Genomic DNA, 24779 nt, shown 5'->3' on the forward strand with positions numbered 1-24779 from the left:
AGAGGCAGGCGGGCGAGCTAGGGACTGCTGATCTTCTCCTTATCGGCCAGATGGCGTAATGTGTGCGTTGCCGGTCTCATCATTCGCCAGGGCCTTGATCTTCTCAACGATCTCCGGTGGCGTCGTCTGGGGATGCGACTTGTGGATCCGTGGCAGGTCCTTCAGGCCATCGAGGCCCTGTGTCTGGAACCGCCGCTTCCACTCGTAAAAGCTCGTCCGGTCCATGCCGCGCTGTCGGCAAGCCTCGGCGACATTGCCGAGCTCCTGGGCCAGTTCCAGAACGCTCATGCGTTGCCGGGCAATTTTGCTCGCCGCGTCACGCGACGAGCCCTTCTTCGATATCGGTGAATGTCCCATCGTAAAATCCTCCTTTCCAAAAATAGCATGGAAAGAAGGTTAAGTGGACATTTGACCGGCGCTGCCAGCCATTCAATGGTTCAGAGTTTTTTGAACTTGGACAGCGCCTGTAACGCCCCTTTGCAGGCCGCCAGGGGCCACTTGGCGGGAGCTTGCGGCGTGTACTGAGCTTCGGATGGCCGGTTTCGTCCGCTTTTCCGCTATGTGGGCACACGCCGTCTGTCGGCCTGCACCATCGCTTCATGTTGCAGGCCATGTTGGCCAGGGTGACGGTGGCTTCGGCGCGGGACATGCCGATGCCGTGCCCTCCCCCCGGGGCCCACCCCGAGGGAGGCCGAAAGCCCCGCCCCCCTACACCGACAGGCCGACCAGCTTGGTGTCGAGGTATTCCTCGATGCCGGCGCGGGCGCCTTCGCGGCCCAGGCCGCTTTCCTTGATGCCGCCGAAAGGGGCGGCGGCGGCGGTGGGGTTGATGTCGTTGATGCCGACAATGCCGAAGGCCAACCCCTCCATCATCCGCCAGGCCCGCTTCAGGTCGTTGGTGTAGACGTAGGAAGCCAGCCCATAGTCGGTGTCGTTGGCCTTCTCCAGGATGTCCGCCTCGTCGTCGAAGGGCATCACGGCGGCCACCGGGCCGAAGGTTTCCTCGCGGTGGATCAGCATCTCGGGGGTGACGTCGGCGAGCACCGTGGGGGCGTAGAAGTGCCCCTTGTCGAGCCCGCCCTCGGTCAGCCGATGGCCGCCGGTCAGCACCCGCGCCCCCTTGGCGCGGGCGTCGTCGACCTGGGCGGCCACCTTCTCGAGCGCCCGCTGGTTGACCAGGGGGCCGATCTGTACCCCCTCGGTCAGTCCGCTGCCGGCCTTCATCTTGGCCACCCGGGCGGTCATGGTGTCGAGGAACGCCTGATAGCCCGGGCGCTGCACATAGATGCGGTTGGGCGAGATGCAGGCCTGCCCGGTGTTGAGGAACTTGACCAGGGTGGCGCCCTTGGCGGCGTGGGCCGGGTCGGCGTCGGCGAAGACGATGAACGGGGCGTGCCCGCCCAGCTCCATGGAAACCCGCTTCATCTGCCGCGCCGCCTGCTCGGCGATCATCTTGCCGACCGCGGTCGAGCCGGTGAAGGTGATCTTGCGCACCCGCTTGTCGGTCAGCAGAACCTCGCCCACCGGCCTGGGGTCGGCGGCGGTGACCAGGTTGACCACCCCCGGCGGCACCCCGGCTTCCTCGAAAAGGCGCATCATGGCGATGGCGGTCAGCGGGGTCGCCTCGGCCGGTTTCAGGACCACCGTGCAGCCGGCGGCCAGGGCCGGGCCGACCTTTCGGGTGATCATCGAGATGGGATAGTTCCACGGGGTGATCGCCGCCACCACCCCGACCGGCTGCTTCAGCACCATGAAGCGCTGGTCGGCGCGGGCGCTGGGGATGGTCTCGCCGTAGACCCGCTTGGCCTCCTCGGCGAACCAGGAGAGGAAGTCGGCCCCGTAGCCGACCTCGGTCCAGGCCGCTTTCAGGGGCTTGCCCTGCTCGCGGCTCATCAGCTCGGCCAGGGCGTCGCGGCGTTCCATCATCAGGGCGTGGGCGCGGGCCAGCACCCCGGCCCGGTGATGGGCGGTGGTCGCCGCCCAGGCGGGCAGGGCGGCGGCGGCGGCGTCGACGGCGGCCCGGGCGTCCTCGGCCGCGCCATCGGGGACGTCCTCGATCAGGCTGCCGTCGGCCGGGTTGGTGACCGCGAAGGTGCGACCCGAGGCGGCCGCCGTGAAGGCTCCGTTGATGTACATGGAAAGGTTCTCGCTTGAGGGGGAATCAGGAAGCTTCGGGGCCCTGGATCTGGCGCTGGCGCAGCGCGCCTTCCGCCTCGGCCAGGGCTTTTCGGCCCTCGGCGCGGGCGCTGCGGGCCTCGGCGTCCAGGCGGTCGATGCGGTCCAGGGTGCCGACCAGACTGTCGATGGTCTCGGTGATCGCCGCCACGTCGGCGATGCCCCGGCGCGACTGCCGGTGGGCCGCCTCGACATTGGCATCGAGCTGCTGGGCCATGGTCTTGAGCTGGGCGTTGGTGAACTCGGTCATGGCGTCGAGCGCCGCCAGCCCCACCTTCTGGCGCATCTGCTCGACATGGATCAGCATGGTCGACTTCCAGGCCGGGATGGCATGGGCGATGGCCATGCGCAATTCCTCGATCAGGGTGATGCCGGTCTGCTGGACCTGCCGGATGGTCGGCATGGCGGCGTGGGCGATGGCCTTGGACTTTTCGAGGTTCATCACCTTGCGGTCCAGGCGGTCAACGGCGGCCTTGAGGTCGCGCACCCTTTGGGCGGCCAACTCGGCGTCCGGCTGGTCGGCCCTGGCCCGGGCCTCGGCCTCGGCGGCGGGGATCACCTCGTCGGTGTAATAGGCCAACAGCTCGTGGCCGGCGGCGATGTGCAGGGACAATTCGCGGAAGGTTTCCAGGTTTTCCTCGAACAGGCGGTCGAGCAGGGCGATGCCCAGGCCCACCTCGTCGACCCGGTCCTCCAACTCGCCGGCGATGGCGTCGATGCGCTGGCGGGCCGAGCGGAAGCTGTCGGCGAAGCGGCCCACCTCGCGCCGGGCGTCGAAGAACAGGCGGTTGAGCAGCCCGCCGCCCTTCAGGCGCTCCGGATCGAGGCCGCCGGCCACCTGACGCAATTCGGAGAGCTTGTCGTGCATCGGCCCCAGGTCGCGGCCCAGCACCTGATCGAGCACCGAATCGGCGAAGGCGCCGACCCGCTGCTCGCTGGCCGAGCCGAAGTCGAGCACGCTGTTGGCCGAGGTCAGGTCGATGCCGGCCTTGATTTCCTCGATGCGGGCCCGCTCGGCGTCGTCCGGGGTGTTGGGACGGCCTTCCAGCGAGGTGATCGCCCGCTCGACAGCGGAGGCGGGGGGATGCGCGGGATCGAGGGACATGACGCCTCCGGGGCCAGAAGGGCGGGGGGAGAGAAGGGCCGGACCAAGTTAGGCCCGGACCAAGTTAGGCCCGGACCAAGTTAGGCCCGGACCAAGTTAGGCCCGGACCAAATTAGGCAAGGTGGGGTTCGGCATCAAGCCGCGCCGGACCACCCGGACGTGGCATGTCAGGGGTCGCGGCTTGCATATTAATACTATGAAATATAAAACGGAGGTCCACCCGGGCAGGATCGCGACCGATGCAAAGCTATCTTCCCATCGCCGAGATGTCGGTGAACGTCCTGCTCGTTCTGGGCATGGGCGGCGCCATCGGGCTGCTCTCCGGGCTGTTCGGGGTGGGCGGCGGTTTCCTGATGACGCCGCTTTTGATGTTCATCGGCATTCCGCCGGCGGTGGCGGTGGGCACCGGGGCCAACCAGATCGTCGCCTCATCGGTGTCGGGGGTGCTGGCCCACTGGCGGCGCGGCAACGTCGATCTGAAGATGGGCGTGGTGCTGCTGCTCGGCGGGCTGGTCGGCTCCGGCTTCGGGGTGCTGCTGTTCCGCTTCCTGCGCGGACTGGGCCAGATCGATCTGGCCATTTCGCTGTGCTACGTGGTGTTCCTCGGCATCATCGGCGGGCTGATGTTCGTCGAAAGCCTGAATGCCCTGCTGAAAAGCCGCCGGCCGCGCAAGCCGCAGCCGGAGAGCCACCGGCGGGGCTGGATCCACGCCCTGCCCTTCAAGATGCGCTTCCGCAAGTCGAAGCTTTACATCAGCGCCCTGCTGCCCTTCGGGGTGGGGCTGCTGGTCGGGGTGCTGTCGGCCATCATGGGCGTCGGCGGCGGCTTCGTGATGGTGCCGGCGATGATCTACCTGCTCGGCATGCCGACCCAGGTGGTGGTCGGCACCTCGCTGTTCCAGATCATCTTCGTCACCGCCAACACCACCTTCCTGCAATCGCTGATGAACCAGACGGTGGACGTGGTGCTGGCCCTGCTGCTGCTGGTCGGGGCGGTGATCGGCGCCCAGGTGGGAGCCAAGGCGGGGGCCAAGCTGAAGGGCGAGCAGTTGCGGGTGCTGCTGGCCCTCATGGTGCTGGTGGTGTGCTTCAAGCTGGGCCTTGATTTGATGCTTGAGCCCGACGACCTGTACAGCGTGACCCGCCTGCGCGCCGACTGATTCCGGCCCGTCCGGCCCTCCCCACTCGCCAGCCGAGTCTTGCATATTCATTGAGTCGAATATACAACGTATGGCAGGCTGGCCCGGGATCATCCCCCTTCATGCAGATCTACCTTCCCATCGCCGAAATGTCGGTCAATGTCCTGCTGATCCTCGGCATGGGCGGTGGCGTGGGGTTCCTGTCCGGATTGTTCGGGGTGGGCGGCGGTTTTCTGATGACGCCGCTGCTCATCTTCATCGGCGTGCCGCCGGCGGTGGCGGTGGGCACCGAGGCCAACCAGATCGTCGCCTCCTCGGTGTCGGGGGTGCTGGCCCACTGGCGGCGCGGCAACGTCGACCTGAAGATGGGCACGGTGCTGCTGCTCGGCGGTCTGGTCGGCTCGGGGCTGGGCGTGGTGCTGTTCCGCTTCCTGCGTGGGCTGGGCCAGATCGATCTGGCCATTTCGCTGTCCTACGTGGTCTTTCTGGGCATCATCGGCGGGCTGATGTTCGTCGAAAGCCTGAACACCCTGTTCCGCAGCCGACGGCCGCGCAAAAGCGCCAAGGCCAAGGGCTCAGGGGGCCGCCACAACTGGATTCACGGCCTGCCGTTCAAGATGCGGTTCCGCAAATCCAAGCTGTACATCAGCGCCATCCTGCCCTTCGCGGTGGGCCTGCTGGTCGGCGTGCTGGCCGCCATCATGGGTGTCGGCGGCGGTTTCGTGATGGTGCCGGCGATGATCTACCTGCTGGGGATGCCGACCCAGGTGGTGGTCGGCACCTCGCTGTTCCAGATCATTTTCGTCACCGCCAACACCACCTTCCTGCAGGCCTTCCTGAACCAGACGGTGGACGTGGTGCTGTCGCTGCTGCTGCTCACCGGGGCGGTGATCGGGGCCCAGGTGGGGGCCAAGGCGGGGGCCCGGCTGAAGGGCGAGCAGCTGCGCATCCTGCTGGCCTTGATGGTGCTCGCCGTGTGCGCCAAGCTGGGCCTGGATCTGGTTCTCAGGCCCGACGACCTGTTCGGGCTGGCGCGGGGAGGAGGGCATTGATGGTGTGGCGTGCCGCCGTTGCCCGGGCCGCCCTCGGCGCGCTGCTGCTGCTGGCCCTGCTGGCCGCGCCGGCGCGGGCCCAGACCCAGCCCCTGGTGGCTGATCTGTCGAAGCATCTGGTGGCCATCACCACCGGCTTTTCCGGTACCGACGTGCTGCTCTTCGGGGCCACCGACGGGCCCGGCGACATCGTGCTGGTGGTGCGCGGGCCACCCGGGCGCGAGGTGGTGCGGCGCAAGGACCGGGCCGGCATCATCTGGGTCAACGCCGACAGCGTCGATTTCGAGGACGTGCCCGCCTTCTACTGGCTGGCCACCAGCCGGCCGCTGGACGAGTTCGCCAACCCGGCGGTGCTCGAGCGCCACCAGATCGGCACCGGCAACCTGCGCCTGCCGGTGGCCGACTTCGCCGAGATCCCGCCCCAGACCCGAACCGACTTCGCCCGCGCCCTGGTCCGCCTGAAGACCGCCGAGGGCCTCTATGGCGAGGAGCAGGGGGTGGTGCGCCAACTGGCCAACCGGCTGTTCCGGGCCGAGTTGCATTTCCCCTCCAACGTGCCGGTCGGCACCTACATGGTCGAGGTCTACCTGATCCGCGAGGGCGAGGTGGTGAGCGCCGAGATCACCCCGCTGATCATCTCCAAGGTCGGTGTCGGGGCCGACATCTACGACTTCGCCCACAACCAGCCGGCCCTCTACGGCATCGCCGCGATCATCGTCGCGGTGGCCGCCGGCTGGCTGGCCGGGGTCGCCTTCCGCAAGTCCTGATCCCATATCAATGCCTTCCGCCACGGCCTTTTTTCGAGGTGCCGCCCGATGAGCGTCGATGACAAACCCGCACCGCGGACCTTTCTGGTGGTGGTCGATGACAGCGACGAGATGCGCGCCGCCCTTTCGTTCGCCTGCCGCCGGGCCCGGCGCACCGGCGGCCGGGTGGCGCTGCTGACGGTCATCGGCCAGGCCGAGTTCCACCACTTCTCGGCCATCGGCAACCTGATGAACGAAGAGGCGCGCGAGGAAGCCGAACACCGCCTGAACCGTCTGGCCGCCGAGGTCCACCAGATGAGTGGCCAGATGCCGGTCCTCTTCCTGCGCGAGGGCAAGCCGGAAGAGGAACTGCTCGCCCTGATCGAGGAGGAGCCCACGATCTCCATCCTGGTGCTGGCCGCCAGCACCAGCAGCAAGGGGCCGGGGCCGTTGGTCTCGGCCCTGGCCGGACGGCTGAGCGGCCGCCTGCACATTCCCGTCACCATCGTGCCCGGCGATCTCGCGGACGCCGAGATTGACCGTCTGGCGTAAGGCTGGTTGACCTGACGGAGCTTGACCCACCCGGCCGGGAAGCGCATATATCCGACCGTGCTTGTCTGAATTAGTTGGGAACCCGCCGATGTTCATCGAGACCGAGACCACCCCCAATCCGGCCAGCCTGAAGTTCCTGCCCCACCGCCCGGTGCTGCCCGGCGGGGCGTTGGACTTCGCCGAACCCGCGGCGGCGGCGGCCTCGCCGCTGGCCCGCGCCCTGTTCGAGGTCGAGGGCGTGGCCGGGGTGTTCCTGGGCGACGACTTCATCACCGTGACCAAGCAGCCGGCGGCCGACTGGTCGAGCCTCAAGCCGCTCGTCCTGGGGGCGGTGATGCATCACTTCACCGCCGGCCTGCCGGTGGTCGAGGAAGGCGCCGCCGGGGCCGAATCAGGGGGCGACCAAAGCGACCCTGTGGTTGCTCAGATCGTCGAATTGCTCGAAAGCCGGGTGCGGCCGGTGGTCGCCCAGGATGGCGGCGACATCGTCTTCCGCGATTTTCGCGAAGGTGTGGTATTTTTGCACATGCGTGGCTCGTGCGCCGGCTGTCCCAGTTCCACCGCCACCTTGAAGCACGGCATCGAGAACCTTCTGCGCCACTTCATCCCCCAGGTGAAGGGGGTTCAGGCGGTCAATTGAGCCCCGCCGGGCCGCCCGGGTTTCATAAAATTTTCAACGGCTTCTCGAGACGGCCCGAAAATCAAAGGATTTTCGGTGGGTTGACCGATTCCGCCCCCGCCGGCATAGTCCGCCGGTCGCCTCAAAACCGCCACCGTTGGCTGGCATCACGGCTCCGCCCGACCTGGACCCGACCTGGAAACGGCCGGCTGGAGCGTCCTATCAAAGGGCGGAAAGCGGCGCGACGCCTCTCCGGTTCAACCGGCGGGCGTCCTTACAAGGTCACGAGCACCCGAGTTCCAGACGGCCCCGTTTTGAAAAGTGGCCCATTCGGATTGAACGCGGCCCCTTCGATAAAGAGGTTCTTGGAATGAGCGCCTTCACCCGTCCTGCTCCCCGCCGATTCGAATCGGCGGCCCTTGGCCTGTTGGCCGTCGCCGTGCTGGGGCTGTACGCCAGCGCCCTGCCCGGTCATCTGGCCAAGATGGGGGCCGGTGCTCAGCGCCCGGTGGCCCTCGACCTTGCGGCCCACCCCGACATCGCCGCGCCGCCGCCGGCCAAGCCCCTGGTCATGGATGGCCGCATCACCGCCGCCGAACTGCGGCGTCACTTCCTGGCCGTCGGCTACACCCTGAACGAGGTGCGCCAGGGCAGTGGTGACGTGCCGCGCCTGTTCGTCGATCAGGTGCCGCCCGACCTCAAGGGCATGAATGACATCCAGTTGCGCAAGTCGCTGTTCTTCCGCCTGACCCTGCCCCTGGTGCTGCGCGTCAACGAGGAGATCGCGGTCGAGCGCGGTCGTCTGCTCGATCTGGCCCAGCGCCTCGATCAGGGCGGCGAACTGGCGGCGGCCGACCGCGTCTGGCTCAAACGGCTGGCCGGCAAGTACGGCCTGAAGGCCGAGGGCGGCAAGATCGACATGGCCGAGCTCAAGAAGCGGGTCGACGGCATTCCCCCCTCGCTGGCCCTGGCCCAGGCGGCCGAGGAAAGCGGTTGGGGAACCTCGCGCTTCGCCCGCCAGGGCAACGCCCTGTTCGGCCAGTGGACGATGGACGAGGAAGCCGGTCTGGTCCCGGCCGACCGCCCGGACGGGGCCAGCCACGCCGTGCGCGCCTTCCCGTCGCTGCTGCACGGGGTCGAGGCCTACATGCGCAACCTCAACACCCACGCCGCTTATCGCGGCTTCCGCGACCGCCGGGCGGTGCTGCGCGAAACCGCCAGCCGGCTGGACGGCTACCAGTTGGCCGGCACCCTGACCAGCTACTCCGAACGCGGCCAGGAATACGTCGAGACCCTGCGCACCATCATCTCGGCCAACGAACTCAAGACCCTCGACCACGCCTGGCTGGGCGAAGTCACCGACCAACTCGCCGCCCGCCTGTAGGGCTGCGGTGGGCGATGGCAAGGGGGCGCCGCCCCCTTGACCCCCGCCGGGGGGACCAGGGGCCCCCCCGGACCCCCGCCGTGACTTAAAACCCCACCCAGGGGGGCAAGCCCCCCTGGGTGGGGTTTTGATTCAGGGTGGGGTCTGGGGAGGCCTCCCGGCCTCCCCAGCGGGGATCAAAGGGGCAGCGCCCCTTTGCCGCCGCTCACGGCACCTCGCCGGCGGTGATCCAGGTGGCGATGTCGGCGAGGGGGATCTCGGCGTTCAGGTCGCGCAGCAGCATGTGCCAGCCGCCGGGGTAGGTGCGCACGGTCTGGATGTCGGGGTCGGGCAGGCGGCTGGCGAACAGTCTGAGGGGCTGTTCGGGCACCAGGTCGTCGTGGCTGCCGTAGGCGATCAGCAGCGGCAGGCCCTTGAGGTGGGGCGGGCTTTTGAAGGCGGCGTCCATCAGGTTGACCAGCCCCCACAGGGCATCCATGCGGGTTTCCTTCAGGACCAGCGGGTCGCGCCCCATGGCGCGCAGCATGGGCAGGTTGTCGGACGGGCGGATGTCCAATCCCTCGCCGGTGGCGCTGTACCAGGGCACGCTGTGGGCGACCAGGAACAGCCCGATGGCCAGCCCCGGCGGCAGGGTGCTGCGGGCGCGCAGGGCCGGCGCGATCAGCACCACCTTGTCGGCCGGCGGCGGGTGGGGGTCGGCCAGCGCGGCCAGCACGGTGGCGCCGCCCATGCTGGTGCCGAGCAGCACCAGCGGGCTTTGTGGGTGGCGGGCGGCGATCAGCCAGGAAAGGTCCGCGAGGTCGCGGGTCAGGGCCTCGACCCCGGGCCACAGACCGGCGTTCGGGCTGGTCCCGAAGCCGCGCAGGTCGGGGGCGTAGACGGTGATCCCGCGGTCTGCCAGGAAAGGGCCGACGCCGATCACCTCGGGGCCGCCGGCGAAGGCGCCGGAATGGTCGTTGAAGCCGTGCAGGGCCAGGACGACCGCCTTTTCCTCGCCCTGGGCTTGCCAGTGGCGCAGGAACAGGGGGATCCCGTCGGCGGTGCGGAAGACGTTGCGCTGAAGTGCCGGGGCCGGGGTGTCGGGCGGAGCACCCGGGCCGGGCGGCATCAGGCGCGGGGCGCAGGCGCCGGCGAGCAGACAGAGCAGCCCGGCGGCGATCCGGCGCGCCCGCCTCACGCGGCGGCGCTCCCCTGTCCGTTGGTGGCGGCGTTGTCGGCCCGGGTGACCTGCAGGAAGATGTCCTCCAGGTCGGCTTCCTCGGTCGACAGGTCGTGGATGGACAGGCCCGACTGGCGCACCGCCTCCAGGATCTGGTCCACCGGCTGGCTGGCCGCCCGGTAGGCCAGATGGATCTGGCTGCCGCCCTCGCGCAACTCGGCGCCCAGGGCGGCCAGCGGCGCCGGCAGGGCGTCGAGGGGCTGCTTCAGGGTCAGGGTCATGGTCTTGTTGTCGAAGCGGCGCAACAGGGCCGGGGTGGAATCACAGGCGACCACGCGGCCATGGTTGATGATGGCGATGCGGTCGCACAGCTCCTCGGCCTCTTCCAGGTAGTGGGTGGTCAGAAGGATGGTGGTGCCCTGGCGGTTCAGCTCGCGCACATGGTCCCACAACTGGCGCCTGAGCTCGATGTCGACGCCGGCGGTCGGCTCGTCGAGAATCAGCACCGGCGGGCTGTGCACCATCGCCTTGGCGACCAGCAGGCGGCGCCGCATGCCGCCCGACAGGGTGCGGGCGTAGGCATCGGCCTTGTCGCCCAGGCCGACGGCGTCGAGAATCTCCTCGGTGCGGCGCTCCCTTGGCGGCACGCCGTACAGGCCGGCCTGCATCTCCAGCAACTCGCGCGGGGTGAAGAAGGGGTCGAGGTTCAACTCCTGGGGCACGATGCCGATGGCACAGCGGGCGGCGCGCTCCTCCCTGACGATGTCGCGGTCCCAGATGCGGGCCTCGCCGGCGGTCTTGCGGACCAGCCCGGCCAGGATGTTGATCAGCGTGCTCTTGCCCGCCCCGTTGGGCCCGAGCAGGCCGAAAAAGGCGCCCCGGGGCACGTCCAGATCGACCGCGTCCAGGGCCCGGCGGCCGGGGCGGCCCTTCTCGCCCTTGTAGGTCTTGGTCAACTGGCGGAGCGAGATGGCGTTGTCGGGAAGCGGGGGGATCGACATCAACGAACACTTTGCGGCTTGCGGGGCGGCGGCCGAATGACGAATCTAAGGGCCGACAGGGAAGGAGTGCCTTTCATATAAAGCACCCCGGGCGGCGCCGAAACCCCGCCCCCGAACGACCAGGAGGCTTGACGGACCCAATGACCACGCTGCCCGACACCCCGGCCCAGGCCAATCAGGTTGATCCCGCCGAGCGCACGGTGATGACCAGGGAAACCCGCGTCATGTGCGACGGCGGCGAGGGGCCGCTGGGCCACCCGGCGGTCTATCTGTCCATCCGCCCCGACGTGGGCGAGGAAATCTGCCCTTACTGCTCGCGGCGCTTCGTGCTGGACCGTGGCGACCGGGCCGCCTGATGGCCGCGCCGCGTCATGTCTACCTGATCGACGGCTCGGGGTTCATCTTCCGGGCCTACCATGCCCTGCCGCCCATGAACCGGGCCGACGGTACGCCGACCAACGCGGTCTATGGTTTCACCTCGATGCTCATCAAGCTGATCGAGGAGACCGGCGCCGACCACGTGGCGGTGATCTTCGACAAGGGGCGGCGCAGCTTCCGCAACGACATCTACCCCGACTACAAGGCCCAGCGCCCCGACGCGCCGGAAGACCTGGTGCCCCAGTTCCCGCTGATCCGCGAGGCGGTGCGCGCCTTCAACGTGGCCTGCGTGGAGATGGAGGGCTTCGAGGCCGACGACCTGATCGCCACCTACGCCCGCCAGGCCACCGAGGCCGGCGCCGAGGTGACCATCGTCAGTTCCGACAAGGACCTGATGCAACTGGTCTCGGACAAGGTGGGCATGGTCGACATGATGAAGAACAGGTCGATCGACGCCGCCGCCGTGGTCGAGAAGTTCGGCGTGCCGCCCGACCGGGTGATCGACGTCCAGGCCCTGGCCGGCGATTCGGTGGACAACGTGCCCGGGGTGCCGGGCATTGGCATCAAGACGGCGGCCAAACTGATCGAGGAATACGGCGACCTGGAAACCCTGCTTGAGCGGGCCCACGAGATCAAGCAGCCCAAGCGCCGCCAGTCGCTGATCGAGTTCGCCGAGCAGGCCCGCGTTTCCAGGCAACTGGTCACCCTGCGCGATGACGTGGCGGTGCCCATCCCGCTGACCGACTTCGCGGTGCAAAAGCCCGAGCGCGAGACCGTGCTGGGCTTCCTCGAGGCGCAGGCCTTCTCCAGCCTGCTCGCCAAGATCACCGCCCGCCTCGACGCCGACAGCCCCCAGGCGGCGCGCGCGCCGGTCGAGGCGGCCTACCAGACGGTGGCCGACCTCGACACCCTGGACCGCTGGATCGCCGAGGCCGAGGAGGCCGGCGTGGTCGCCGTCGATACCGAAACCGACCGCCTGGATGCCCGCGGCGCCGGGCTGGTCGGCGTCTCGCTGGCCACCGCGCCGGGGCGGGCCTGCTACATCCCGCTGGCCCACCGCGCCCCGGCCGGCAAGCAGCAGGGCGCCCTGTTCGATGGCCCCGCCGAGGCCGCCGCCGAGCGCCTGCCCGGCCAGCTCGACCCGGCCCAGGCGCTGGCCCGCCTGCGCCCCCTGCTGGCCGATCCCGGGGTGCTCAAGGTGGGCCACAACATCAAGTACGACCTGCATGTGCTGGCCGGGGCCGGCCGGCGCCTGACCGACGACGGGCCGCTGACCGTCAGCCCGCTGGACGACACCATGGTGCTGTCCTACGTGCTGGACGGCACCGCCCATGGCCACGGCATGGACGAGTTGGCCGAGCTCCATCTGGCCCACAAGACCATTCCCTTCAGCCAGGTCTGCGGCAAGGGCAAGAGCCAGATCAGCTTCGCCGAGGTGCCGCTCGATCAGGCCACCGCGTATGCCGCCGAGGACGCCGATATCACCCTGCGCCTGTATCAACTGCTGCGGGGCCGTCTGCGCGCCGAGAAGATGACCGCCGTCCACGAGACCCTGGACCGCCCCCTGGTCGGCGTGCTGACCGAGATGGAAGCCGCCGGCATCCGGGTCGACGCGGCGGTGCTGAAGGACCTCTCCGGCGATTTCGCCCGCCGCATGGCCGATCTGGAAAGCCACATCCACGAGCTGGCCGGGCGGGAATTCAACCTCGCCTCGCCCAAGCAACTGGGCGAGGTGCTGTTCGACGAGATGGGCCTTAAGGGCGGCAAGAAAAGCAGCAAGACCGGGGCCTGGGGCACCGGCGCCGAGGTGCTGGAAACGCTGGCCGCCGAGGGCCACGACCTGCCCGCCCGGGTGCTCGACTGGCGCCAGTTGGCCAAGCTCAAGAGCACCTATACCGACGCCCTGGCCGCCGCCATCGACCCCGGCACCGGGCGCGTCCACACCACCTTTTCGATGACCGTCACCTCCACCGGGCGGCTGTCGTCGAGCGATCCCAACCTGCAGAACATCCCCATCCGCACCGAGGAAGGGCGCAAGATCCGCCAAGCCTTCGTGGCCAGCCCGGGGCACCGCCTGATCAGCGCCGACTACAGCCAGATCGAGTTGCGCATCCTGGCCCACGTGGCCCAGGTGGAAGGCCTCAAGCAGGCCTTCGCCGACATGCGCGACATCCACGCCATCACCGCCGCCAAGGTGTTCGGCAAGCAGCCCGACGAGGTGGACAGCGGCCTGAGGCGTCAGGCCAAGGCGATCAACTTCGGCATCATCTACGGCATCTCGGCCTTCGGGCTGGCCGCCCAGTTGGGCATCGACCGGGGCGCCGCCAAGCGCTTCATCGACGACTATTTCGAGGCCTTCCCCGAAATCCTGGCCTACATGGAAACCACCAAGGCCTTCGCCCGGAAACGCGGCTACGTGCGCACCCCCTTCGGGCGCAAGTGCATGACCCCCGGCATCTCGGAAAAGAACCCCAACCTGCGCGGCTTTGCCGAGCGCGCGGCAATCAACGCCCCGATCCAGGGCGGCGCCGCCGACATCATCAAGCGGGCCATGATCGCCCTGCCCGGAGCCCTGGTCGAGCACGGCCTGAAAACCCGCAGCCTGTTGCAGGTCCACGACGAGTTGGTGCTGGAAGCGCCCGAGGACGAGGTGGACGCGGCGTCCGAGGTCATCCGCGCCACCATGGAGCAGGCGGCCAGCCTCGACGTGCCGCTGATCGCCGAGGTGGGGGTCGGCGCCTCGTGGGCCAGCGCGCACTGAGCCCGCCGCCCCGCCGCCCGGCGCCGGCCCGCCCCCACCCCCGGACGGTTGTTGCCCGGGGGCGGGGGTGGTACAGGGAGCGGTCCTTCAAATCCTGATCGGGTGATCCTCGCGGTGATAATCCTTTCCCTGCACACCGGCCGGCACGACGGCACGGCGGCCCTGTTCGATGGCTATCGCCTGCGCGCCGCCGTCCAGTTGGAGCGCCTGACCCGCCTCAAGGGCGATGGCGGCGGCATTCCCCGTCCGGCCATGGACGAGGTGCTGGATATCGCCGGCCTCACCCCCGGGCAGGTCGACGCGGTGGTGCTGTCGCGGGCCTCGTTCCCGGCCCGCCTGTGCCGCCTGCCGGCCCACAAGCGTCTGGCCGACCGGCTGGGCCGGGCGCTGAAGGGCGAGGACAAGCTGCGCGATCTGGTCAGCCTGCAACGGCGCTTCGGCCAGCCCGACGCGGCGCGCCTGATCGACGGGGCGCGCCTTAAGGCCGAGCTGGGTCTCAGGGCCGAGGTGCCGCTGTTCTTCTCCAACCATCATCTGGCCCATGCCCTGTCGGCCTTCTTCTACACCGACTGGGATGACGCCCTGCTCTACACCGCCGATGGCTGCGGCGACAACGTCCACTACTCGGCCCGGGTGGTGCGCGACGGTCGGCTCGACACCCTGTTCGGCGATGATGCCGAGTTGCTCGCCCCGCGCCGGGTCGACAGCCTCGGCCTCGCCTACGGCTACATGACCCAGGCCCTGGGCTTTCGCATGAACCGCCACGAGGGCAAGCTGACCGGCCTCGCCGCCTTCGGCCAACCCACCCTGCTGGATGAGCTGGCGGCCCATTTCCGGGTCGAGGACACCGGCCGGGTGGCCTCCGACTTCGCCTCCGACGCCGCCATGCGGGCCGAGATCGCCCGCCTCGCCGCCAGCACGGCGCGCGAGGATGCCGCCGCCTCCATCCAGCAACTTCTGGAGGACACCGTGCTCGCCTCGGTGCGCCGGCTGCTCGAGCTTCACCCGGTGCGCCACCTCGCCCTGGCCGGCGGGGTGTTCGCCAACGTGCGCCTCAACCGCCTGCTCACCGAGGCGACCGGGGTTCGGGAAAGCTTCATCTTCCCCGGCATGGGCGACGAGGGGATCACCGTCGGCGGCGCCCTCCAGTTCCTGCTCGAACGGGACGGCCTGAAGACCTGGCTGGACCACCGCCACCGGCTGTCCGATGTCTACCTGGGGCGCGATTTCGACGGCGAGATCGACCGCGTCCTGGCCGCCACCCCCGGCGTCACCCGCCGTCCCGGCCCGCCCGCCGACAGCGCCGCCGAACTGCTGGCCAAGGGCGACATCGTCGCCATCTACAGCGGCCGCATGGAGTTCGGACCGCGCGCCCTGGGCGCCCGCTCGATCCTCGCCAACCCGGCCGACCGGGCGGTGAACGACAGCCTGAACGCCCGCCTGACCCGCACCGAGTTCATGCCCTTCGCCCCGGTGGTCGCCGCCGAGGACGCCGCCGAGGTGTTCGAAATCACCCCGGCCAACGCCTACGCCTGCCGCTTCATGACCATCACCTGCGGGGTCAAACCCCAATGGCACGACCGCATCCCCGCCGTGGTCCACGTCGACGGCACGGCCCGGCCACAGATCATCGACCGCGACACCAACCCGCTGTACTTCGACATCCTCGCCGCCTTCAAGAAACACACCGGCCTGCCCGTGCTGGTCAACACCAGCTTCAACGCCCACGAAGAACCAATCATCAATACCCCCCAAGAATGCCGCGACGCCCTGATCACCAACCGCGTCGATCACATCACCACCAACACCGCCACCTACTCCCGATCCTGAGGCGTCAGGGGCCACGCCAAGGGGGCGCCGCCCCCTTGGAACCCCCGCCGGGGGGACCAGGGGCCCCCCCGGACCCCCGCCGCGACTTAAAGCCGTGAAGAGGGGGGTATCCGAGCGCGCGCGCTCGGATACCCCCCTCTTCACGGCTTTGACTCATGGTGGGGTCTGGGGAGGCCTCCCGGCCTCCCCAGCGGGGTTCAAAGGGGCAGCGCCCCTTTGCGTGGTCTCTGGCGTCTCAGGAGTCGGGGAGCAGGTGGGCGATGTCGGATTTCAGTTTTTCGGTCAGTTTCAGGCGGCGTTCGGTTTCGGTGTGCATGGTTGGGGTTTGGTGGAAGCCGTCGTCGGGGGCTTGGCCGAGGTCGAGCAGGCGTTGCCATTCGTTCATTGGCATGGCCAGTTTGGCGGCCTGTCGTTGGCCGGCGTTGCCTGGGCGGTTGGTGTAGCGCACGGTGGTCTGGGGCAGGGCGCGGCCGGGCAGCAGGCGGCGCAGGCACATGCGATAGACGGTGTCTTCGGTGCGGTATTGGCGGAAGTCGTCGCCTTCCGGGAAGCCTTCGATGGCCTGGTGCCAGAGGCGGGGCAGGCACAGGTTGCTGGGCGAGGAGGCGGCCAGGCTGGCCTGCCAGGAGGGGTGGACGGGGGCGTCGAACTGGATGTTGGTCCACACGTAGCCGGCTTCCGGGTGGGTGCCGAGGGCTTTCAGGCACAGCCCGATGTGATCGGGCAGGAACAGGTCGTCGGCGTCGAGGAACATCAGGTTGGCGGTGCCGGCGGCGTCCGCCCCGGCGTTGCGTGCTCCGCCCGGGCCACGGTTGCGGTCGAGGGCGACGAGGCGCCCGGCGAGACCCTCGGGCAGCTCGGCCAGGGCGCTGTCGGCCACCTGGCGGGTGGCGTCGGGCGAGGCGTCGTCGACCACGATCAATTCGCCGCTTAGCCCGGCGCCCAGCATCTGGCGGGCCCGCGCCCAACTGGCTGCCACCGAGCCCACCGCGCGCCCCAGGTGATCGACCGCCCGGTAGGCCGGGATGATGATGCTGACCGTGGGGGTGATCGGGGTCGATCTCACGACCGGGACGGCGTTTGGGCCCAGGCCATCAGCTCGGCCAGGGCGGGAACGAAGTCGGCCATGAAGAAACTCCATGGCCGCTGGGGCGAGGCCCAGCGGCGCTTGTGGTCCATCAGATTGGCGGCGGCGGCCTCGAGGTCGCGCGCGATCAGGTCGGCCGGCAGGTCGCGGGGGGGCGCTTCAAGGGTGGCTTCAAGGGCGGCGCGGGCGGCGGCCGGGGTGGCCGGCGGGGTGTCCTTCAGCGCCTCGACGGCCCGATAAAGGTCGTGGAACCAGTCGTTGAGGGGCGAGGATTCGAGCCGCGTTTCCGGCGCCGGCAGGGTGGTCGCGGGCAGGCCGAGGCGGACCATGGCCTGTTCGATCAGCGCCGGCTCGCGGCAGATGTCCTCGTAGACCAGGACCACCGGCGCGATGCCGTGACGCCGGAACCAGAGGTCCCAGAACAGCCGTTCCAGATCCAGCTCGAAGTGGATGATGGCGTAGATGGTCGGATGGTCGAAGGTGACCGCCCGGTCCTTGGACGAGAAGTCGTAGAGGTCGATGTCCTTGGCCCGGGAAATCCGATTGGTGAAGCGGGAAATCGCTTGGCGCAGAGAATCTCTACGCAGCAGGTAGATCCAGGCAGAATTCTGGAAAATCGAAAAGAACGGATCGCCACCCGTACAGGGAACGCCAATTTCGCCCAGCCGTCGGCTTAGCATGCTAACATAACTGGCCATCACCTTGACGCCAAAGACGCCATCTTGAGTTCCATTCTCCACCGCCTCTTGAAGCGATGTTTTTTCCCTGATCCACCAATAAAGGTGTTCCTCTGGCGCTCCAGCGACGCCGCTGGCCTTGAGCATGTTGCACAACATCTTGGAGCCCGAGGACTGCGTGGCGCAGATGACAAGGCGTTGGTGGGCTTCGCCAATGGCTTGCCAGGCGAGGGGGTCGGGGAGGGAGCGCACCGTGGGCATGGCAACACCTTTGTCGGTTTTTTCGGCGGCCAGAGCGTCGCCCAGAAAGCGGTAGTCGGTGGGGCGCGCCTGGCGCTTCTGCCCAATGGGCGGGGCGTCAGGATTGAACAGTGACGGTCGCGGCTTGCCGGTCTTCAGGCCGGCGGTCCTGCGGTGCATCCAGTCGGCGGCGGCAATCAATTCGCTGGCATCCCGCTCGTCCAGGCGGATGACACCCCGCCTGAAAAGCTTGATTACCTCCTTGTCGGGGACGCGCCTCAGAAGACCGATGTCCAATGCCTCGCGGTCGCAGACCCATTGACTGCCCAAGGCCATGCGCTTGGTCAGGAAAAGGTGATGCTCGGCCCATTCAATTGGCAGCAGTGACACATAGTTGGTCATCGCCATCGGGACGTCATACCCCAGGCCCAGAATGTTCGGGCCGCTTTCGGTGTTGACCATGTAGCGGCAGGCTGACAGGGCCAGCATCTGGGCCAGGAAGCTGTCCGCATGGCGGTACAATGGCACCACGCCGGGGCGTTCCAGGGTGGGCGGAAATCGCATGCCAGGGTCGCCGAGCAGGACCACCTGACCACCCTGATGGTCGATGATGTGGTGTACCAGCGCTTCGTAGCGTTCCAGGTGCTCGATTGATCGGTGGGCGATCCCTCCTGGAAGCGGTCGATACGCGTTCTGGCGCACGTGCAGCGTGACGAACCATCGGTCGGGCTCGAGCCCGGCATCGCTCAGCGTCTTCCAAAGCTTGGGCCGTTCCAAGTCCGGCACATCAAACAATGCCGGAGAGGCCGTTCTTTCGGCCAGATCCCTGAGGCGAATGTCCAGGCGTTCCAGCGTTTCCATCAGCAACACCCGGTCCAGCGTGCGCAGTCGCTCTGCCCACGGGCCGGGAGGGGTACCTTCGTGCCAGAAAGCGGACTGGAAGAGTGTCAGGGAAGCTGTCGGTTTGGCTACCACCAGATAGTCAATGAAGGGGCACAGGGTGAGCAGCGCCGCCTTGTGATAGGTGTCGATGTCGAGCAGCGCGAACGTGGCCAGATTCGGCTCCAGGGCTTTTTGGGCGGCCAACCCGAGCAGTTCATAGGCCAAGTCTCCCACAGCCGGGGTTTTGGCCATGAACAGGGCCGCCGGGGCATCTGGCGGTGGTTCCGGACGATAGGTGTAAAGGCGTGAGGCAACTGGGATAACCGTCCAGGCGAAATCGTCCTCGGCCCATGAAGCGCCCCGAAGGCCCGGACTCTCCAGGAAGTCTGCCAAGTCGGAGCCAATTCCGGGCAGACCTCGCAACAAACCGGCCAAGCGGGCGCGACGAGCGGCTGGTGGGATGTTGACTCCATCGGGCGGAGCTTGCTTGGCGAAATTATCCATATCCTAGGGGGTCTCCGCGCCTGCCAAGAGGTTGGTGCTGCGCAGCATGGTGTTGCCGGAGCGCGGGTAGGAGGCCAGCCAGACCAGCATGGGGGAGGTGTCTCCTGATCGATCCCGTGCGGGCCCGGGCCCGGCGCGGGCAAGGGGTCAGTCGCCGGCCAGCTCGGCCAGGGCGCGGGCGATGGCCTCGGCCAGCGCCGGAGCGTCGAGGCCGAAGTGGGACAGAAGCTCGTTCTGCGAACCGTGCAGGTGGACGAAGTCGTCGGGCAGGGCGCGGCGCAGCACCGGGCAGGGGCTCAAGGGGCGCGTCCGGTTCAGCGATTCCAGCACCGCCGAGCCCAGGCCGCCGCTGGCGATGTGCTCGTCAAGGGTGACCAGCAAGCGGCTGTGGCGGCTCGCCGCCTCGATGGCCGCGTCGTCCATCGGCGCCACGCCGGGCAGGTGGATCACCCCGCAATCGATGCCCTGTTGGCCCAGCCGCTCGGCGGCGGCCAGGGCGTGGGCGGTCATGATGCCGGTGCTGATGATGGTTGCCACGCCGGGCGGCCGGCGGACCAGGGCGCGGCCGATGGCCGGCGCGTCGTCCGGCTGGCTGACCACCGGGTCGCCACCCTTGCCGAGCCGGATGTAGATCGGCCCCGGCCAGTCCAGGGTGAGTGGCATCAGGCGGCGCATTTCCTCGGCGTCGCTGGGGCAGAGCACGGCCATGCCGGGGATGGCGCGCATGATGGCGATGTCCTCGATGGCGGTGTGGGTCGGCCCCAGCGGGGCGTAGACCAGCCCGCCGCCGTTGGCGATCAGGCGCACCGGGGTGCGGTGCAGGCCGAGGTCGAGGACGTTCTGCTCGTAGCAGCGCCGGGTCAGGAAAGTGGCGATGGTGTTGACGTAGGGAACCAGACCTTCCATGGCCAGCCCGGCGGCCATGCCCACAACGTGCTGTTCGGCGATGCCCTCGATCATCACCCGGCCGGGCATTTCGGCCTGCATGGCGGCCAGCGTGCCGGGGGCCGGGTCGGAGCCGACATAGACCACCCGGGAATCACGGCGGGCCAACTCGTGGACCATGTCGAGGGCGGTGCGGCGCATGGGCGGGGACGATCCTTGGCGGCGGGCGGCTCAGGGGGCGCCCTGGGGGGGCGCCGCGGCGAAGGCGGCCTCGATCACCTCCCGGGCCTCGCCCAGGCGGCTCTTGTGGTGCCAGGCGGTGGGGTCGGCCTCGGCCTCGGCCAGGCCGCGTCCCTTGACGGTGTGGCAGATCAGGGCGCTCGGCCGGCCGATGTTGGGGGGGCGCGACAGCACCTGTTCCAGCGCCGCGCAGTCGTGGCCGTCGACCTCATCGACGGTGAAGCCGAAGCTGGCCCACTTGTCGGCCAGCGGTTCCAGGTCCAGCACCTCGGCGGTCGGGCCGTAGGACTGCACCTTGTTGTAGTCGATCAGCACCCACAGATTGTCCAGCCCGGTGCGGCCGGCGCTCATCGCCCCTTCCCAGATGGCGCCCTCGTTGATCTCGCCGTCGCCGCAGACCACGAACACCCGGCTTGTCGATCCGGCCAGCTTCAGCGCCCGGGCCCGCCCGATGCCCAGCGACAGGCCGTGGCCGAGCGCCCCGGTGGCCGCCTCGACGCCGGGAATGCCGTGGCACGGCGGATGGCCGCCGAAGGGCGAATCCTTGCGGCAGAAGGTGTCCAGGTCGGCCGGCGGGAAGTAGCCGTGGTCGGCCAGGATGGCATACAGGGCCAGACAGCCGTGCCCCTTGCTGAGGATGAAGCGGTCGCGGTCGGGCCATTCCGGGTGGGCCGGGTCGTGGCGCATGATCCGGTCATAAAGGACGCGCAGGATCTCGATCAGCGACAGGGTCGAGCCGACATGACCGCGGTCGGCGGCGAGCAGGCCGCGCATGGCCAGGGCGCGCAAGTGCAGCGAGCGGGCATCCAGCGGCGGCGAGGCGGGAATAGGACGCGTCACGGGCGGACCCTTGGTGGGGCTTCGGTCGGGGCCGGCGGGCCGGCCGGCGAGGGCAGTCGATGCCCTGGCTACCATGAGGGTCATAAGGAACGGTTAACCGGGGCCCGGCGCCGCCGCCGTTAAGTCTTTGGCAAAGTATCCAGGGCACCTTACATCAGGCAGGTTGGGGCCGCCCGTGGTCCCACCGGACGGCGAAGAAGTCGCCGCCCCCACCGATCCCTTGCGAACAAGGAGACGCGACCGGTGAACAAGCTGACACCACCCCCCCCCGCCGGCGATGCCGCCCAGGCGCCGCGCACCGGCGGCGACCGCTTCAACATGGACGGCCACAAGCTGTACTGGCACCTGGACCGGGTGCACGCCTGGCAGCAGGGCGAGCGGATCGCCCCGTTGCACATCGACATGGGGATCGTCACCGGGTGCAACATGGCCTGCACCTACTGTTATGGCGTGATCCAGGGGCGCTCCGGCTACGGCACCGACAAGAAGGGGGTGTTCCACATGCCCCGCCAGGCCATCCTCGACACCTTCAGCGGCGCCAAGGACAGCGGGGTGCGCTCGATCGCCCTCATCGGCGAGGGCGAGAACACCCTCAACCCGCACCTGACCGATGCCCTGGAGCATGGCCGATCGATCGGGCTCGACCTCAGTCTGGCCACCAACGGCATCCGCATCAGCCCCGAGCCGGCCGACCTCGACGCCCTGCTCGGCGGGCTGGTCTGGCTGCGCGTCAACATCTCGGCCAGCAATCCCGACTCCTTCCAGCGCATCCACAAGAGCGGCCATTTCGAGCGCGTGCTGGGCAACGTGCGCGCCCTTCTCGCCCGCAAGCGCGAGAAGGGCTTCGCCACCACCATCGGCCTGCAAATGGTGCTGACCGCCGACAACGTGGACGACATGGTGCCCCTGGCCCGCATCGGCGCCGAGCTGGGGGTCGACTATCTGGTCATCAAGCCGTGCTCGGACACCTACGACGGCACCCTGGGAGCGCCCCATCAGGGCTACCGCGACATGGCCGACCTGATGCGCCAGGCCGAGGCCCAGTCGACCGACGGCTATCGGGTCATCGTCAAGTGGGTGAAAATGGACAACGCCGGCTGGAAGGACTACCCGGTCTGCTTCGGCACCCAGTTCCTGATGGCGATCAGCGGCAACGGCAACGTCTTCCCGTGCGGCCACTGGTTCGATCACCGCAGCGACGAGTTCCTGATGGGCAACGTCATCGAGACCCCCTTCGCCGAGATCGTGAAAAGCGAGCGCTATTGGGAGGTCCAGCAGCGGGTGCAGACGGTGAACGTCAACCACGACTGCGAAAGCAACTGCCGCCAGCACTACATCAACCGCTTCCTGGACAGGCTGGGCGACCGGCCCGACCACATCAACTTCATCTGATCCGGTGGTGAAAGGCGCGGCGATGAAGGCCGCGAGAGCGACATGAAGCTGCTTGTTTTTGGCGGACGGGGCTGTCTGGGTACCGAGCTGGCCCACGCCGCCGCCGAGCGGGGCCACCACCTGGAGGCCCCCGGGCGGGCCACGGTGGATGTCACCGACCGGGCGGCCAGCGCCGCCGCCATCCGCGACCTGTGCCCCGACGCGGTGATCAACGCCACCGCCGTGGTCGGCATCAATCCCTGCGAGGAAGACCCGGCCGGCTGCCTTGAGTTGCACGTCAGCGCCACCCTGGGGCTGGCCGATACCTGTCGCGCCCTTGGCATTCCGCTGGTCCAGACCTCGACCCACGCCGTCTTCGACGGCTTCAAGCCGACGCCCTATGTGGAAAGTGATCCGGCCGGCTGCGGCCACGTCTACGGGGTCAGCAAGCTTGCCGGCGAGCAGTTGGCCCTGCACCGCTGTCCCGGGGCCTACGTGGTCCGCTTCCCGACCATGTACGGCCGGCGGATGAACGAGGCTCCGGGCTTCGTCGACAAGATGCTGGCCCGGCTAGAGGCCGGGCAGCCGTGCCGGGTGCCGGCCGACAAGCTGGACAGCCCGACCTGGGCCCTGGACGCCGCCCGCGCCCTGCTCGACCTGCTGGAAAACCGCGAGCCGGGCGGCATCTACCATCTGGCCAACAGCGGCATGACCAGCTACCACGCCTTCATCGAGCGGCTGCGCGCCTTGATTGGCAGCACGGCGCCGCTGGCCCCGGCCCGCGAGGCCGAGTTCCCGGGGCTGGCCCCGGTCAAGCCGCTGCGCAACGCCCTGGCCAGCGAGCGCCGGCCACCCCTTAGGTCCTGGGAGGAGGCCCTGGCCGACTACGTGGCGACGGTGCTCAGGCCGGCGGGCGGGTCGGGGGACAAAGGATGAGCGGCGACCGCATCTGGCAGGGCACCGCCTGCCGCGTCTGCGGGACTGAAACCGAGCCGGTCCTCGACCTGCCGCGCTTCCCGCTGACCGGCATCTTCGTCGCCGAGCCCCGGCCGGCGGATGTCTGGGACCAGGGCTATCGGGTCTGCCCGGCCTGCGGGCACGGCCAGTTGACCGGCTTCCTCGATCCCGAGCTGATGTACGACCCGGCCTATGCCCACCGCTCCTCGGCCTCGCATCTGGCGCCGCCGGCGGCCCGCTTCGTGGCCGAGCGGATCGCCGGCTGGCTGGGCGGGCGGCGGCCCCGGCTGGCCCTGGAGATCGGCTGCAACGATCTGGTCCTGATGGGCCTGATCGCCCCCATGGTCGAGCGCGCGGTGGGGGTCGACCCGGTGTGGCGCCACGGGGCGCCGACCGATCCGCCGGCCAATGTGGAGGTCATCCCGGGCATGATCGAGGAGCTCGATCCGGCGGCCCTGCCCGGGGCGCCCGATCTGGTCTACTCGACCCACAACCTGGAACATCTGGCCGACCCGGTGGGGGTGATCGCCGGTCTGCTGGAGCTGGCGGCCGAGGATGCCCTGTTCGTCATCGAGGTGCCGGACGCCGCGACGATGATCCGCCACGGCCGCTTCGATCAGGTCTTCCACCAGCATTTCCATTACTTCACCCTGGCCTCGCTGCGGCGGATGGTGGCCGAGGCCGGCGGCCGCTGGCTGGGCCACGCGGTCAATCCGCGCAACTGGGGCGGCTCGGTGACCATCGCCTTCCGGCGCGGCCCGGGTGGCGGGAAGGGCGCGGCCCAAGAGCCGGTTGCGCCGCCGCCGACCCCGGACGAGACGCGCCGCGCCGTGGCCGCCTTCAAGGCCCGCATGGCCGCCCTGGCCGAGCTGCTGGCGGCGCCCGCCGAGCTGCCACTGATCGGCTACGGGGCCGGCCAGATGGTGCCCACCCTGGCCTGGCACCTGGACAGCGATCTGGCCATGCTGGCGGCCATCCACGACGACAACCCGGCCCGCGCCGGGCTGCGCTATCCCGGCCTGGCGCCCTCCATCCGGCCGACCTCGGAGCTGCCCGATCTGGCCGCCGCCCGGGTCCTGGTCACCGCCCCGGACGGCGCCCGGCCGATCACCGCCAAGCTGGCCGGGGCGGCCCACGTCCTGTTGCCGACGTGTGTCGTCTGACAAATTTTTAACAGGTAAGGAAAGGGCGTTCA

Annotated in this window: 21 protein-coding genes; 12 read left to right on the top strand and 9 right to left on the bottom strand. The window is 68.9% G+C overall.

The genetic code is table 11. The features are described 5' to 3' along the window. Nucleotides 1-39: 39 nt before the first annotated feature. From BLR95_RS00420 to BLR95_RS00430, 3 genes are all read right to left on the bottom strand, one after another. On the bottom strand, nucleotides 40-357 hold the full coding sequence (locus tag BLR95_RS00420) for a helix-turn-helix domain-containing protein (protein ID WP_425438427.1): 318 nt from the start codon (nucleotides 355-357) through the stop codon (nucleotides 40-42). A gap of 351 nt (nucleotides 358-708) precedes the next feature. After that, a complete protein-coding gene (locus BLR95_RS00425) occupies nucleotides 709-2136 on the bottom strand; it encodes an NAD-dependent succinate-semialdehyde dehydrogenase (protein WP_092613965.1) in 1428 nt (475 codons plus the stop codon). Between the two features lie 25 nt (nucleotides 2137-2161). Next, nucleotides 2162-3280 (bottom strand): toxic anion resistance protein, encoded by a 1119-nt coding sequence (locus BLR95_RS00430; protein WP_092613966.1) that lies wholly within the window; start codon nucleotides 3278-3280, stop codon nucleotides 2162-2164. Nucleotides 3281-3519: 239 nt separating this feature from the next. Here BLR95_RS00430 and BLR95_RS00435 point away from each other — a divergent pair, with 239 nt between their 5' ends. The 6 genes from BLR95_RS00435 to BLR95_RS00460 all read left to right on the top strand — a co-directional run bounded on the left by BLR95_RS00435 (nucleotide 3520) and on the right by BLR95_RS00460 (nucleotide 8772). Further along, a complete protein-coding gene (locus BLR95_RS00435; RefSeq protein WP_092613967.1) occupies nucleotides 3520-4440 on the top strand; it encodes a sulfite exporter TauE/SafE family protein in 921 nt (306 codons plus the stop codon). Nucleotides 4441-4541: 101 nt separating this feature from the next. Beyond that, a complete protein-coding gene (locus BLR95_RS00440) occupies nucleotides 4542-5471 on the top strand; it encodes a sulfite exporter TauE/SafE family protein (RefSeq protein WP_092613968.1) in 930 nt (309 codons plus the stop codon). Then, nucleotides 5471-6238 (top strand): TIGR02186 family protein, encoded by a 768-nt coding sequence (locus BLR95_RS00445; RefSeq protein ID WP_092613969.1) that lies wholly within the window; start codon nucleotides 5471-5473, stop codon nucleotides 6236-6238. The genes BLR95_RS00440 and BLR95_RS00445 overlap by 1 nt, the downstream gene beginning before the upstream one ends. Nucleotides 6239-6286: 48 nt before the next feature. Next, nucleotides 6287-6769, top strand: coding sequence for a universal stress protein (locus BLR95_RS00450; RefSeq protein ID WP_092613970.1), 483 nt, complete (start codon nucleotides 6287-6289; stop codon nucleotides 6767-6769). Between the two features lie 88 nt (nucleotides 6770-6857). Beyond that, nucleotides 6858-7409 (top strand): NifU family protein, encoded by a 552-nt coding sequence (locus BLR95_RS00455; RefSeq protein ID WP_092613971.1) that lies wholly within the window; start codon nucleotides 6858-6860, stop codon nucleotides 7407-7409. A gap of 349 nt (nucleotides 7410-7758) precedes the next feature. After that, entirely contained in the window at nucleotides 7759-8772 is a 1014-nt protein-coding gene (locus BLR95_RS00460; RefSeq protein WP_092613972.1) for a glucosaminidase domain-containing protein, read from the top strand. 205 nt (nucleotides 8773-8977) lie between these two features. Here BLR95_RS00460 and BLR95_RS00465 read toward each other — a convergent pair whose 3' ends face one another. Both BLR95_RS00465 and BLR95_RS00470 read right to left on the bottom strand, forming a co-directional pair. Beyond that, the gene (locus BLR95_RS00465) at nucleotides 8978-9949 is read right to left on the bottom strand and encodes an alpha/beta hydrolase (protein WP_092613973.1); all 972 of its coding nucleotides are present in this window, start codon (nucleotides 9947-9949) and stop codon (nucleotides 8978-8980) included. After that, entirely contained in the window at nucleotides 9946-10932 is a 987-nt protein-coding gene (locus BLR95_RS00470; RefSeq protein ID WP_092613974.1) for an ABC transporter ATP-binding protein, read from the bottom strand. The genes BLR95_RS00465 and BLR95_RS00470 overlap by 4 nt, the downstream gene beginning before the upstream one ends. A gap of 140 nt (nucleotides 10933-11072) precedes the next feature. Here BLR95_RS00470 and BLR95_RS00475 point away from each other — a divergent pair, with 140 nt between their 5' ends. From BLR95_RS00475 to BLR95_RS00485, 3 genes are all read left to right on the top strand, one after another. Continuing rightward, on the top strand, nucleotides 11073-11288 hold the full coding sequence (locus BLR95_RS00475; RefSeq protein ID WP_218119445.1) for a zinc-finger domain-containing protein: 216 nt from the start codon (nucleotides 11073-11075) through the stop codon (nucleotides 11286-11288). After that, nucleotides 11288-14071 (top strand): DNA polymerase I, encoded by a 2784-nt coding sequence (gene polA / locus BLR95_RS00480; RefSeq protein WP_092613975.1) that lies wholly within the window; start codon nucleotides 11288-11290, stop codon nucleotides 14069-14071. The genes BLR95_RS00475 and polA overlap by 1 nt, the downstream gene beginning before the upstream one ends. Before the next feature lie 114 nt (nucleotides 14072-14185). Continuing rightward, complete coding sequence (locus BLR95_RS00485; protein ID WP_176787499.1) at nucleotides 14186-15901, top strand: carbamoyltransferase family protein; 1716 nt, start codon at nucleotides 14186-14188, stop codon at nucleotides 15899-15901. Between the two features lie 235 nt (nucleotides 15902-16136). Here the strand turns inward: BLR95_RS00485 and BLR95_RS00490 are convergent, their stop codons facing one another. From BLR95_RS00490 to BLR95_RS00505, 4 genes are all read right to left on the bottom strand, one after another. Further along, entirely contained in the window at nucleotides 16137-16967 is an 831-nt protein-coding gene (locus BLR95_RS00490; protein ID WP_176787501.1) for a glycosyltransferase family 2 protein, read from the bottom strand. Further along, nucleotides 16964-19291 carry a Stf0 family sulfotransferase gene (locus BLR95_RS00495; protein ID WP_092613978.1) on the bottom strand — a complete coding sequence of 776 codons (2328 nt, stop codon included), beginning with the start codon at nucleotides 19289-19291 and terminating at the stop codon, nucleotides 16964-16966. The genes BLR95_RS00490 and BLR95_RS00495 overlap by 4 nt, the downstream gene beginning before the upstream one ends. 147 nt (nucleotides 19292-19438) lie before the next feature. Further along, nucleotides 19439-20377 carry a transketolase family protein gene (locus BLR95_RS00500; RefSeq protein WP_092613979.1) on the bottom strand — a complete coding sequence of 313 codons (939 nt, stop codon included), beginning with the start codon at nucleotides 20375-20377 and terminating at the stop codon, nucleotides 19439-19441. Between the two features lie 30 nt (nucleotides 20378-20407). Further along, the gene (locus tag BLR95_RS00505) at nucleotides 20408-21256 is read right to left on the bottom strand and encodes a transketolase (protein ID WP_245689156.1); all 849 of its coding nucleotides are present in this window, start codon (nucleotides 21254-21256) and stop codon (nucleotides 20408-20410) included. A gap of 243 nt (nucleotides 21257-21499) precedes the next feature. Here BLR95_RS00505 and BLR95_RS00510 point away from each other — a divergent pair, with 243 nt between their 5' ends. Genes BLR95_RS00510 through BLR95_RS00520 form a run of 3 tightly spaced genes read left to right on the top strand, consistent with a single transcriptional unit; the run spans nucleotide 21500 to nucleotide 24747 of the window. Continuing rightward, nucleotides 21500-22648: a radical SAM protein gene (locus tag BLR95_RS00510; RefSeq protein ID WP_092613980.1), complete on the top strand. Its 1149-nt coding sequence runs from the start codon at nucleotides 21500-21502 to the stop codon at nucleotides 22646-22648. A 42-nt stretch (nucleotides 22649-22690) separates the two neighbouring features. Next, nucleotides 22691-23563 carry an SDR family oxidoreductase gene (locus BLR95_RS00515; RefSeq protein ID WP_092613981.1) on the top strand — a complete coding sequence of 291 codons (873 nt, stop codon included), beginning with the start codon at nucleotides 22691-22693 and terminating at the stop codon, nucleotides 23561-23563. Beyond that, nucleotides 23560-24747, top strand: coding sequence for a class I SAM-dependent methyltransferase (locus BLR95_RS00520; protein ID WP_092613982.1), 1188 nt, complete (start codon nucleotides 23560-23562; stop codon nucleotides 24745-24747). Before BLR95_RS00515 ends, BLR95_RS00520 begins: the two co-directional genes overlap by 4 nt. Nucleotides 24748-24779 lie beyond the last annotated feature (32 nt).

The organism is Roseospirillum parvum (assembly GCF_900100455.1).
GTDB lineage: Bacteria > Pseudomonadota > Alphaproteobacteria > Rhodospirillales > Rhodospirillaceae > Roseospirillum > Roseospirillum parvum.

Coding starts and splice junctions, on each gene's coding strand:
- BLR95_RS00420 (WP_425438427.1), bottom strand. CDS start 357: ATGGGACATTCACCGATATCGAAGAAGGGCTCGTCGCGTGACGCGGCG.
- BLR95_RS00425 (WP_092613965.1), bottom strand. CDS start 2,136: ATGTACATCAACGGAGCCTTCACGGCGGCCGCCTCGGGTCGCACCTTC.
- BLR95_RS00430 (WP_092613966.1), bottom strand. CDS start 3,280: ATGTCCCTCGATCCCGCGCATCCCCCCGCCTCCGCTGTCGAGCGGGCG.
- BLR95_RS00435 (WP_092613967.1), top strand. CDS start 3,520: ATGCAAAGCTATCTTCCCATCGCCGAGATGTCGGTGAACGTCCTGCTC.
- BLR95_RS00440 (WP_092613968.1), top strand. CDS start 4,542: ATGCAGATCTACCTTCCCATCGCCGAAATGTCGGTCAATGTCCTGCTG.
- BLR95_RS00445 (WP_092613969.1), top strand. CDS start 5,471: ATGGTGTGGCGTGCCGCCGTTGCCCGGGCCGCCCTCGGCGCGCTGCTG.
- BLR95_RS00450 (WP_092613970.1), top strand. CDS start 6,287: ATGAGCGTCGATGACAAACCCGCACCGCGGACCTTTCTGGTGGTGGTC.
- BLR95_RS00455 (WP_092613971.1), top strand. CDS start 6,858: ATGTTCATCGAGACCGAGACCACCCCCAATCCGGCCAGCCTGAAGTTC.
- BLR95_RS00460 (WP_092613972.1), top strand. CDS start 7,759: ATGAGCGCCTTCACCCGTCCTGCTCCCCGCCGATTCGAATCGGCGGCC.
- BLR95_RS00470 (WP_092613974.1), bottom strand. CDS start 10,932: ATGTCGATCCCCCCGCTTCCCGACAACGCCATCTCGCTCCGCCAGTTG.
- BLR95_RS00475 (WP_218119445.1), top strand. CDS start 11,073: ATGACCACGCTGCCCGACACCCCGGCCCAGGCCAATCAGGTTGATCCC.
- polA (WP_092613975.1), top strand. CDS start 11,288: ATGGCCGCGCCGCGTCATGTCTACCTGATCGACGGCTCGGGGTTCATC.
- BLR95_RS00495 (WP_092613978.1), bottom strand. CDS start 19,291: ATGGATAATTTCGCCAAGCAAGCTCCGCCCGATGGAGTCAACATCCCA.
- BLR95_RS00500 (WP_092613979.1), bottom strand. CDS start 20,377: ATGCGCCGCACCGCCCTCGACATGGTCCACGAGTTGGCCCGCCGTGAT.
- BLR95_RS00515 (WP_092613981.1), top strand. CDS start 22,691: ATGAAGCTGCTTGTTTTTGGCGGACGGGGCTGTCTGGGTACCGAGCTG.
- BLR95_RS00520 (WP_092613982.1), top strand. CDS start 23,560: ATGAGCGGCGACCGCATCTGGCAGGGCACCGCCTGCCGCGTCTGCGGG.